General features: G+C 40.3%; 7 protein-coding genes. All 7 read left to right on the top strand.

All coding sequences use genetic code 11. The features are described 5' to 3' along the window. The coding region (locus F9Y84_RS18860; RefSeq protein ID WP_168756779.1) for an amino acid adenylation domain-containing protein at positions 1–2,313 on the top strand (2,313 nt) is incomplete at its 5' end. Positions 2,314–2,498: 185 nt separating this feature from the next. Continuing rightward, positions 2,499–3,206: an ABC transporter ATP-binding protein gene (locus F9Y84_RS18855; protein ID WP_373865579.1), complete on the top strand. Its 708-nt coding sequence runs from the start codon at positions 2,499–2,501 to the stop codon at positions 3,204–3,206. Continuing rightward, entirely contained in the window at positions 3,203–5,614 is a 2,412-nt protein-coding gene (locus F9Y84_RS18850) for an ABC transporter permease (RefSeq protein WP_147389286.1), read from the top strand. The genes F9Y84_RS18855 and F9Y84_RS18850 overlap by 4 nt, the downstream gene beginning before the upstream one ends. Positions 5,615–5,702: 88 nt before the next feature. After that, positions 5,703–6,701, top strand: coding sequence for a phosphotransferase enzyme family protein (locus tag F9Y84_RS18845; protein ID WP_147389287.1), 999 nt, complete (start codon positions 5,703–5,705; stop codon positions 6,699–6,701). A gap of 66 nt (positions 6,702–6,767) precedes the next feature. Then, positions 6,768–9,170, top strand: a complete 2,403-nt coding sequence (locus tag F9Y84_RS18840; RefSeq protein ID WP_147389288.1) for a penicillin acylase family protein — start codon at positions 6,768–6,770, stop codon at positions 9,168–9,170. 7 nt (positions 9,171–9,177) lie between these two features. Beyond that, entirely contained in the window at positions 9,178–10,890 is a 1,713-nt protein-coding gene (locus F9Y84_RS18835) for a cyclic peptide export ABC transporter (RefSeq protein ID WP_128730453.1), read from the top strand. A gap of 1 nt (position 10,891) precedes the next feature. Beyond that, a complete protein-coding gene (locus tag F9Y84_RS18830; RefSeq protein ID WP_167508228.1) occupies positions 10,892–12,130 on the top strand; it encodes an HlyD family secretion protein in 1,239 nt (412 codons plus the stop codon). Positions 12,131–12,138: the final 8 nt, after the last annotated feature.

Below are 12,138 nucleotides of genomic sequence, written 5' to 3'. Positions count from 1 at the left end.
GCGTCATTATCGGTGGTAGTGAGCCATGGAGAGACGGCAGAAGCATTAGCGAGTTTTACTAAAACGCAAGTTAGGTTAGATGGATTTGCCTTAGGGGAGCCGCATCTGTGTGATGCGTATCCACGTATTCGGCCACAAGAGGTTGGTGTGAGCGCATCACATCTGGCGTATGTGATTTATACCTCAGGCTCGACAGGACAGCCAAAAGGCGTGATGATTGAGCATAAAGCTATTGTGAACTATCAAAATCATATCACACATAGTTATAATATTTCGTACACAGATTGTGTGTTACAGTTTTCAAACACCTCGTTCGATATCTTTATTGAAGAATTTTTCGGGGCGCTTTGTCATGGTGCAAGGTTAGAGATTAGAAATGAAGACTGCATGTTGGGGCTGGCGCAATTTACTCAATTTTGCGATGAAAAAGGCGTAACAATAGCTAGTTTGCCAACGGCATTTTGGGCGCAACAACTTACTGAAGAAGTAGTAATTGAAGAAACAACGCTACGAATGGTTATTGTTGGTGGCGAGGAGCTTACCCATTCGACGGTTAAGCGGCATTACATGCAAATGCCACAAAGTACGATCTTGGTAAATACTTATGGCCCTACGGAAGCGACAATTACTGCTACGACTTATGTTACTTCAGCAGCTGATCTGGTGAATGAGGTTATACCGATAGGTAAGCCTAATAAAAACAATCAATTATACATACTGAATGCGCAGCTGGAGTTGTGCTCTGAGCACCATATTGGCGAGTTGTATATCGGCGGGGATGGTTTAGCACGCGGGTATCTAAATAAACCCGAGTTGACACAAAAAGTATTTATTAATAATCCATACTATGACCCGCATAAACAAATCGGCTCCCGTGTGATCTATCGTACTGGTGATCTAGTGAAGTACTCCGAATCTGGGTGTATTGAGTTCTTAGGGAGAAAGGACTCGCAAGTTAAGATTAGGGGATATAGATTAGAGCTAGCTGAAGTTGAAAGCCATCTAATTGGACTTGAAGAGGTTGAGTCAGCTTTGGTATTAACTGAAAATCAACCTCATGGGCCACAACTCATCGCCTTTATCAAACTAGCTGATGCTAAGATTAGCGTGGATGGGATCAGAGAGAAGCTGAAAGCTGTGATGCCAAACTATATGCTGCCTCAATACCTTGAGGTTGTTACCGAATGGCCGCTAAATGCTAATGGGAAAATAGATAAAGCTGAGTTGTTAGCTGGCTATCACACACCTAGCGTGAGCGATTTTCAGCTTCCCAGTTCTAAAGCGGAGCAAGATCTAATCAACGTGTTTGCAAAAGTGCTAGACAAAGCGCCAAACCAATTAGATATGACGGCTAACTTCTTCCACCTTGGAGGGCACTCATTATTGGTGCCCATGTTGACAAGAGAAATCAACAATAAGTTTGGTAGTAATCTGAAACTAAAAGATATATTTGAAAACCCAACAGCAAAAGAGTTGGTGGATGTGTTGGCATCAGAAAATATAAAAGGACATGATGAGAGTAACGTACACTTAATTACTTTGTCTGAGGGGTCTAAAGAGGCACCAGCGCTGGTGTTAATCCACCCTGTTGGTGGGTCAGTGGCATGTTATGCACCGTTATTATCTAAGTTAAACGTAAAAGGTTCAGTGTATGGGATTAGCACCTCGGAAATAGATGAAGCAAGTTTATCTTTGGTAGCTGAAAAATATAATAAACTTCTTTATAATCATGGCATTAATTGCTTCTCCTTGGCTGGTTGGTCAATTGGTGGCATGATAGCACTTGAAATGGCTTCCCAATTAGAACAGAATGTGTCAGTGGTGTTAATCGACAGTTATACACCAGAGACAATAAAAAGCCATACAGACTTTGAGCTATCACCCCAGCATAGAGCCTTACATTCTTTAGTATTGGAGCTAAATGTTGACTTGGGGATACTGCCTACAAATGTATTAGAAACAGAGGTTGAAGTCTTATGTGAAATGGTTGTGGCTCGAGGAATAGAACAAAATATATTCTCATCGGCAGTATCTGCCACAGATTTGCATGAGCGTATAAAGGTAATATCGGCACTTGAGTCACTTACTATGGCATATCAGCTGTCTAATTATCGAGGCCACACTCTATGGGTGAAGGCTTTATCTAGCGACGTGGATCAAGTGAGTGAAGAAGCTAAGTGGTTAGCGCATTGTGAGAGTTTACAAGTTGTCCCTGTTATAGCCGATCACTTTAGTATATTGCGAGATCCGTCTGTTGACTCGTTAATCCAAGCTATAGAGTCTTTTTTACTGGAATCAAAGGAAGGTAGTTAATTCAATATCATAGCCACCGTATGAAGGATGGCTTTTTAATAACAGAGCCATGTATTACAGGTCAGCTGATAATACTGTTTTTAATGCATACACAAAATAAATCGCCAGTAGCATTTAGGGCCTACTAACTAGGGCTTTAAATTGGTCAAGTTTGACATGTATGCACCTTATTGGGAGTCAATATTTTGAGTAATGCAAAGATAACACTAAAAAAAGTTACTAAAGTCTTTGAAATGGAAGATGTAGATACACATGCGCTAAGAGGTGTAGATCTCGTTATTGAACCAGGCGAATTTGTTTCAATATCAGGGCCTTCAGGGTGTGGTAAATCAACATTATTATCAATTTTAGGACTGCTTGACACCGCAACAGATGGTGAATACCTAATTGAAGGCGAAAATATAATAGGGTTATCTGATGATGCGTTAGCGGAAATTAGAAACGAAAAAATTGGGTTTATTTTTCAATCTTTTAATCTTATTGATGAATTGACAGTCTTTGATAATGTTGCACTTCCTTTGCGCTATGGCAACGCCCAGCTAGATAGTAAAGCTGTGGAACAGCGAGTAAACGAAGTGCTTGCGCTGGTAGATATGAGCCACAGGGTAAATCATAAGCCGAATTATTTGTCAGGTGGTCAACAGCAGCGTGTGGCAATCGCTCGCGCGTTGGTAAAAAAACCTGCCATATTATTGGTGGATGAGCCTACTGGTAACCTAGATTCGAAAAGTGGTGATCTTGTGATGGGACTGTTGGCTGACCTAAATAACAAAGGGACTACAATCTGTATGGTAACTCACGATCCTCGCTATGCTGATATGGCGAAAAGAAGATTGTATCTACTTGATGGTGTGATCCAACCAGCCCCTGCAGTAGCGGAGAAAGTCGCGTGAAAAATGGTTTACTCTTGATCAAAGATGCCGTGATGAGTCTAAGACATCGACTTGGCTTTGTGTTTACGGTTATCACGACAATGGGGATCACGCTCGGTGCGTTCCTCTGTATCGCTACGCTAAATTATCTACTTCTGGTTAAGCCTCTCAGTTACCCTGAGCAACAAAATATGTTTGTTGCCGAGCACAAGCTGCTAGATCCAGATAAACGCCCAAGAGCAAACGCGTTTACGTACCCAGGCCTAGTCTACTTATACGAAAACCAAAGTTACTTTGATAATGCGACTATCATTGCTTACAAACAAAATGTTATTTCATCAATTCCATCTCAACCTACGGTAAATACGGGGGCCGTTACCCCAGAATTTACAGGTATGTTTGATATGAATATGTATATGGGGCGGAGTTTTAGCGAAACAGAGGCACTGAATAATTATAATCCAGTAACGGTGATAAGCTATCAAACTTGGCAAGGGCTATTTGGTAGTGATCCAGAGATTCTGTCTAAAACCTTAATGTTAGCAGGCATTAAATATCGAATCATTGGTGTGGCTGCAAAGGACTTTAAAGAGCCACAATTGCTAAAAACAGGCCACGAAACGCAAGTATGGCTACCTTGGGATTTCAACTCTTTTGAGGACGCGCAAAGACAGTACTGGGGCAATGTAAGTGATGCGCTATTCTTTGTGGGTGCAATAAAGCCAAATACTGATATGAAGTTGGCAGAACAACAACTTTCAGCGCTTGTTGACTCGCGTTGGCAGCAGGAGGGGATAGCCACCGGGTGGAGTATCGAAATTGCTTTAGTTGCGCTTAAAGATGTCATTATGGGTGATAGTAGTGTTATGGCGATACTGTTGCTAGGCGGTGTAACTGGTTTGGTATTAATCTCATGTGTAAACCTACTTAATTTATTTATGTCTCGTACAGTTGAACGTCAAACTGTGTTGTCTATTCATGCAGCCATCGGAGCTAAAAAGTCTGATCTATTCAAGCTAATGTTCGCAGAGTCTGGTGTTCTCTTAGGGATATCTACGGTGATAGCCTTAGTTATAGCAAGTTTCGGCTTTATGTTGTTGGGACACTATTTGAATGAAGTATTGCCAAGAGCAAATGAACTTAGCTTATCGCTATTTACTTTCGTTATTGCAGTTGTCTCTGCGTTGAGCCTTGCATTATTTTTTGCCAAAGTTGGGATTAGTATCGTTAACTATAAAAAGTTAAAAGAAGGGTTACAGTCAAGTGGTAAAGGAACTGGGGTTCAGGTATCTAAAAGAAAAAGAAAGTTGTTGATCATTAGCCAAGTTGGGTTGGTGACTAGTTTAGTTCTGGCCAATATCACTTTATTTCAGCTTGCTATCGAAACAATCTATAAAGATAAGGGATTTAATGTAGAGAACAAAGCTCAGCTATCAGTAAAGACCATGACGTCAGAGCCGCTCAGTAAAGATGCCTCAGTCGCAGTCATGAGAGCATTAAGGGATAGACTTGAAGCACAACCGCAGATTGCATCTGTGAGCCAAGCAAAGTCACCTGTTAACCCGTTTAGTACTTGGGCAATGAAAGATGTTGAAAATAATGCAAGACTAACTCCGCTAGGTAAAAAAGTTGACCAAAACTATTTTGCAATGATAGAACAAACACTTGTTGCGGGTCGCCTATTTGATAGTTCAGATATTCAGTCGGGTGCTCAGGTGATGATAGTGAATGAAGCAGTTGCTGAAATGTATGGCGGCAGCCAAGATGTGATCGGCAAGCGTTTCACTCGTGGAAGTACACCAATAGAGGTCGTTGGCGTTGTAGAGCCTATCTTTCTTCCTTCTGGTGATACGAATACCGCCAGAGTATATATGCCTGAATCTCAGTCTAGCTATTACCTGATGCTTCAGTTTAAAGCGGAACAACTGATGAGTCGTGCGCAAATTGCAAGTATTGTAAGTGCTGTAGATTCTCGGTTCACTGTATTCAACTTTGATATGTTATCAGAGTTGCATACAAAAATGCTCTTCGGAGATATTACAGCAGCGTTGACTTCAGGGCTCTTAACTATATTGATATTATTTCTAGCCGCAATAGGCTTGTATGGAACACTGAGTTATAACCTCCAACTTCGAAAGTTAGAGATTGGCACTCGCCGTGCGATTGGTGCAAAAAAGAAAGATTTGTACACCTTAATGATCGGTGACACTAGTCAACCTGTGTTTGTAGGTTTAGCTTTGGGTAGCCTGGGTCTTTTCATTCTCTGGCTTACCACTGAGGTTAACAGTATGATTTCGTTTGACTCAATGACGATAGGGATGCTTCTGATATCAGTCTTAATGATAATACTAATTTCATTATTTGCATGCTGTTACCCACTGAAACGACTCTTAGACAGCCCAATTATATATAAGCTGAAGGGAGAATAATCACAGATATAAGCTGAAATAAGAATGTCTCACACATGAGATGTTCTTTCAATTTCCTCGATAGAGCAAAGTGTGAGAGAAGAAGAGTATGATGAACATACCAAGCACAGAAGTGGTACAAAAAGCTTATGAAATGTGGTTGGGGGTAGGTGATAGTGTTTGTATCAGTCAGTCTGAGAACTTCATTTACTCCTTTACTCAGCATGATAAGGATTATGTACTTCGTCTGACGCCAAGCGAAAAGAAGCAGACATCGCTATACGATGCAGAAATGAAAGTGCTAAATTATTTAGCTTCACATAATGTCAAAACTTGTCAGCCTGCAGAGTCAAAGTTTAACCGTTTACTTGAGCAAGTTTGCGTCAAAGCGGATGAGTCATGCTATATCGCAAGTGCATTTGTAAAGTTAGTTGGAGAACAGGTTGAGATAGCAGACGTTGATAGTGAGCTTCTGTTTCAGTGGGGGGAACTGTTAGGCAGCATTCATAAGGTTGGTTGTTCAATGAGTCCTGAGCAATTCAAAAGGCCAACGGAAGCGAGCGTAGTAACCGATGTGAAAAACTTGCTCAATGATTGTGCAGTGGATATTGATGATGAACTAAGGTTATTTATTCAAAGTGAAATAGAGTGGCTGAGTAATTTGCCAATGAATAGTCAGAATTATGGACTTAATCATGGTGATTTAGCTGTAAATAACTTAATAAAAACAAATAACCAACTATATGCAATCGACTTTGATAGCTGTCATTTCTGTCACTTTATCATTGATGTCGCGTTGGCTATACGGGCGAGTGTGGGAAGCATGAGTGACTTAAATAAAGCGCAAAGGGAGCGGTGCCATCAAGCAAATGCTAAGCATTTTCTGAGCGGGTACCATACTCAGCACCCCCTAGACAATATTGAAGTTGAGTCCATTGCAAGAGTAATAAATCTGATTGACTGTTTTGAGTATCTTATTTTGAGGTATAGATACTTTAAGCGGCAATCACAACAAGAAGCTCACTTTACTATGGGATCTATCAGCAGCGAAAAGTTTGAACAGATAGCCAGTGACATTATTTCAAGTGAGCAATTACTTTGGCTTTAATACCACTACGGTGGCTAAGCGATATAGGCAGTAATTTATCAGTATCAGGATCAGAGAAACTTAAGTATGCACCCTTTTAAAAGAAATATATATTTTCTAATAGTTTTACCTACAGCATTGGTGCTGTTTTTAACCGGTAGTTACATCTTTAAGAATATTGATGTTAAAGAAGCCTACTGGTTATCTGAAGGAATAACAGAACCTGTAAAAATAATAAAAGATAAGCAAGGTTACATTACAATAAATGCTAAATCTGACTATGACGCATTTTTTGCACTCGGCTTTAGTCATGCAAGAGACCGCCTCTGGCAATTAGAGTTGCAAAGACGTCTGGCACAAGGACGGTTAAGTGAAGTTTTGGGAGCCGAAGCATTACAGCGAGATGTATGGATGCGGACCGTTGGGCTTAATAAAGCAGCAGAATTAGCTTTGCATAATTTAAGTAGTGAGGCACGCGCTGTGCTAGAGGCTTATGCCAATGGTATCAATGCCTACATTAAGACAGATATAGCATTCCCGCCAGAATTTCAATTGCTTGATATCACAATGTCCGAATGGCAGCCTCAAGATTCGTTGGTGATCATGAAGCTGTTGTCCCTTAATTTATCGGGCACGATGTGGAGTGAGGTTGTGAATATGACTGCCACTGAAACTTTGGAGCCAAAATTAGCACAAGCAATTATTGAAAATTATCCAAACGATGCACCTGTGGTTGTGTCTAATCAGGAAATACTGAATCAAGCTGATGGGCTAATACAGACCAAAGCGGCACTTGAAGAAATAGGTGTTGGGGGAAAATATTTAGGTAGCAATGCATGGGTTGTCGCCGATCGTTTTACCGAAGGAACTGGGCCGATTTTAGCAAATGATCCTCACTTAAACTTACAAATCCCAGCCCCCTTCTACTTCACACATTTGAAAGGAAGTAAGCTGGATGTGCAGGGAATGACTTTAGTTGGTTTACCTGTCGTTGTATTTGGCCACAATGATGATATCACCTGGGGGGTGACAAATATGATGGCAGATACTCAGGATCTATTTTTGGAGCAGGTTAATGGCGCAGATGCCAAAATGTACAAAGAGAATGGTGAGTGGAAAGCATTTGACGTAAGACGGGAAAAAATTTATGTGAAGCAGGCTTTTCCAGCGAGTCTAAATCCAGAATTTAAGCCAGTTGAGATTGATGTGCGCTCAACAGTAAGAGGGCCAATCATTTCAGATGCGACTAACTTCGTAGACAACGTAATTTCACTTCGGTGGACGGCGCTTGATGCAAATGATACTAGCTTCGACGGTTTTCTTAAGTTGAATTATGCCAAAAATTGGGAGCAGTTTAGAAGCTCATTAGCTATGGTTGGTAGTCCGAGTCTAAACTTTTTGTATGCCGATAAAAATAATAATATTGGTTATCAAGCGGTTGGGAAAATTCCACAACGTCAAAATGGAGAGGGACAATTTCCTTTACCAGGATGGAACTCAACCAATCAATGGCAAGGCTATATTCCTTTCCGTGAGTTACCCATGAGTTTTAACCCTGAAAAAGGGTATATTGTCTCTGCGAATAATAAAATAGTGGGTTCCGAATACCCGTACTTTATCTCCCATGATTGGGCTCCACCTTACAGGGCACAGCGGATCGAAGCACTTATTGCATCAAAGTCATCACCACTCACAATAGAAGATATGATTGATTTTCAAGGAGACACTCTAGATTTAAGTGCACAGAAGTTAGTGCAATTGCTCACTCAATATGAAGGCGATAGCGTTGTTCACAAGCAAGCTGTAAGTATACTTCGTTCTTGGGACTTAGACATGGGAGCTGATAGTGTCGGGGCAGCTATTTACTTTAGTTGGTTTCGTCATTTGAAACAAAAAGTGTTGGCTCCTCAATTAGAAGCTTCATGGCATCGCACGTCACAAGCCAATGTATTTGACCACTTTATTAACAACACCTCCGCAGATCAGCTAGCAAGCATGATAAGTTCAAAAACAGATAATTGGTGTGCTGCATCGCAGTCCTCTCGATGCCAGCAAGAGCTATCTAGTTCCTTATCTGATGCAATCGATGAATTGTCTCTGCTATTAGGTAGCGATATGGAACAGTGGCAATGGGGGAAAGTACACAAAGTAGTTTATCAACACGTCCCATTTAGTAACATGAATATGCTGGATTCTATTTTTGAGCGCCGCGTTGGTAATGGCGGATCTCCGAATACAGTAAACGTGGCAAGTGCTGATTTTGTTGAAACGGAAGGTTACATTCAGTCTTCAGGCGCATCATTTAGACAGATCACCCAAATAAATGAAAGTGAGATTAAGCACCTGCATATGAACTCTACAGGGCAGTCGGGCATTGTATTTAGTCCTGCGTATGATGATGTTGTTGAGCCTTTTTTGAATCTTGAATTCCATCGTTCTAGTCGAGACTCAACAGAAGTGTCTGAAACCATAATTAATCTAAAAAAGTGATTGAAGTATGAGTTTATTTAAAAAGTTTACCGATTTTGCACCTAACAAGTTGTTCATATCCATTGTTTTTGGAGCGCTGGCAGGCGTGGTGTATGCCATGTTGCTACCCATTTTTACTTACAGTCTTCCAGTAGAGGGTATTGGGCTTTCAATAGTTTCTGACGATGTAAAGAGAGTATGGTTTTTTGATGTTAGTAGGTATAGTTTTGCATTTCTTTTCTTCATGTCTTGCTTGTCAATTTTGGTGCTAAAGACCGTATCACAAATAATTCTGGTGCAGGTTGGTATGGACATGACAACACAGCAAAGAGTTGATATTTACAACCGAATTATCAAAGCACCAATTTCTTCACTGGATAATGTTGGCTCGGCAAAATTAATGGCCACTATTACCACCGATGTTAGCCGTGTAGTGCAAGGTGCGAAGACCTTTCCCGACCTAGTCATCTCTAGTGTGAGTCTGATTTTCATATTGGGCTATCTATTTTATTTAAACACGACGGTTTTTGTTTATGCCACATTGGCTATCATCTTTGGCTCTATTTCGTATGTACTTCCTATGTATATTGGTAGTCTTTACTTTAAGAAAGGTCGAAACAACATTGATAGGTTGCACGTGGCAATTCGCAGCCTGTTATATGGAACGAAAGAGCTTAAGATGAATCATGATAAGCAGAAGTACTTTTTTGATAAGTTTCTACTAAAACATGAATATGAGGTGCTCAATAACGATAAAAAAGGAAGTGTTATTATTACGAGTGCAATTAATTACGGTGATTTAATCAGTTTTCTTGTTATCGGCTTCGTTGCTTTCGTTTTTATTAGTTATAACCCTATCACAAATGAAAGGCTAAGTGCTGTTATTATGGCGCTGTTGTTCATTGCATCTCCAGTTAGTAAGCTCCTTAATGCATTACCGCAAATATCAATGGCAAATATATCTTTAAAAGCAATCAACGATATATTTGACAACTTACCAGAGGAGCAAGCGAGTCAAGAAATCATCTCACTGAAAAGTTGGGACACCTTGAAGTTACGAAACCTAGAATACAGTTATGGCTCAAGTGTTGATAGGTTTGCGTTAGGCCCGATTGATCTTGATATACATAAAAATGAAATTACCTTCATTGTGGGTGGTAATGGCTCAGGTAAGTCCACACTGAGCAAAGTTATTTCCCTTCATTATCCTTATGAAAAAGGGTCAATATCTTTTGGAAGCAATCAAGTCAATGATGAAAATTTAAATAGTTGCCGTCAATTCATTAGTGCCATTTTTACTGACTTTTATCTTTTTGATACCTTGTTGGGGAATTATTCTGATGATCAACTTAAAAAGTTTGAGGGCTACTTAAACCAGTTGGGATTGGGCGATAAAGTATCAATTAAGGATAAAGTCTTCTCAACAATATCGTTATCTGATGGTCAAAAAAAGCGTTTGGCATTAGCGGTGACGTTTCTTGAAAATAGAGAGTTGTATATTTTTGATGAATGGGCTGCAGACCAAGACCCTCACTTTAAAGAGCTGTTTTATACTCAAATCTTACCAGCTATCAAAAATGAAGGAAAAGCGATTATTGTGATCAGCCATGATGATCGATATTTCGATATTGCGGATCGAGTAGTGACGATGGAAGAGGGGAAGATAAAATCAATCAGTACAAAGACAAAGTCGGCGATGCAAACAGATGAAAGCTTATGTACATTAACTGTGGAGGCTTAACGTGGATATAAAAAAAGAGAAAAAGAAGTCATTCAATATCAATAATAAGCTGGTCTTTGCTGCGATTTTATTGATAGCAGTGGTGTGCTTTTTATACTCTACCGTGAATTCCGAAAGGGCTATAGAGAATCCAATTTTAAGTCAGGTTAAGCGTGGTGAGTTAATACAGGAGGTGAAAGGTTATGGAGTGTTACAATCTCGAACCTTTCAGCAAGTTAGTGCTCCTGTAGACTCAACCATTGAGCGAGTCATACTCAAGCCGGGCGCAAAAGTTGACGCTGACAGTATCATTATGGAGTTGTCGAGTCCGGAACTCTCGCGGCAAGTGGAGAAAGCCAAGTTAGATGTTTTTAAGCTAGTCTCTGAAAAGCAGAAGATGGCTAATAACCATAGAAGAGAAATGCTTGATGAAAAAGAGCGCAATCTTGAACTTGAAATGCAGTATCAACAAATAAAGCTCAAGAAGGTAGCAGAGTCCAACCTCTATAAAGACGGAATTATTTCCTCTGTGGATTATAAGCAAACAGAACTCCAAGCTGAGCAACTCAAACAGCGGCTGGTGTTTTCTGCTGAGAAAATAGAACAGTTGGCCTTGGTGCAAAAGGAAGAATTGAGCTTCATGGAAAAGAATATCTCCTTCATGGAAGCTGAATTGAAAGCACTAGAACAGAAGCAGAGACAATTGTTAGTTCGAGCAGGTCAAGATGGTGTGCTACAAGCTTTAAATGCTGAAGTTGGGCAGCGCCTTTCCATTGGAGAAAATATTGCGTTAGTGGGGAGTACTTCAGATCTAGTTGCGATGATCAAGGTGCCGCAAGGGCAAGCTGATAAAGTTGCTATTGGTCAAGGCGTCAATGTAGGAATACGAAGTAATACTGTAATAGGGAAAGTGATCAGAATTGACCCAGTTGTTACTGATAATACGGTTTTGATCGAGGTCGCGCTGGAGCTTGATGAAAAGAGTGGTGCAAGGCCACAGCTCAGCGTTGATGCTGCGATTATTATCAATAAGAAAGAGCAGGCTTACTTTATCGATAAGCCAAACTATTTAAAACATGCAAAAGCTTCACGTATGCTATATAAGCTAGATGAAGGCGGAAAGAGGGTGAGCAAAGAGCATGTTAATTTTGGCATTGAGAGCGATAATTATATTGAGCTTCTACCTCCAGTTAGTTTGGACGATCGATTCTTAATATCTGAAATTAGCTCTTTTGACTTTGAATCATTTGGGGTTAAATAACCTAAGGT

Source organism: Pseudoalteromonas peptidolytica, assembly GCF_012641745.1.
In the GTDB taxonomy this organism is placed as follows: Bacteria; Pseudomonadota; Gammaproteobacteria; order Enterobacterales; family Alteromonadaceae; genus Pseudoalteromonas; species Pseudoalteromonas peptidolytica.
Note: the sequence above shows the minus strand (reverse complement) of the source record. Positions and strands in the feature narration are given on the sequence as shown.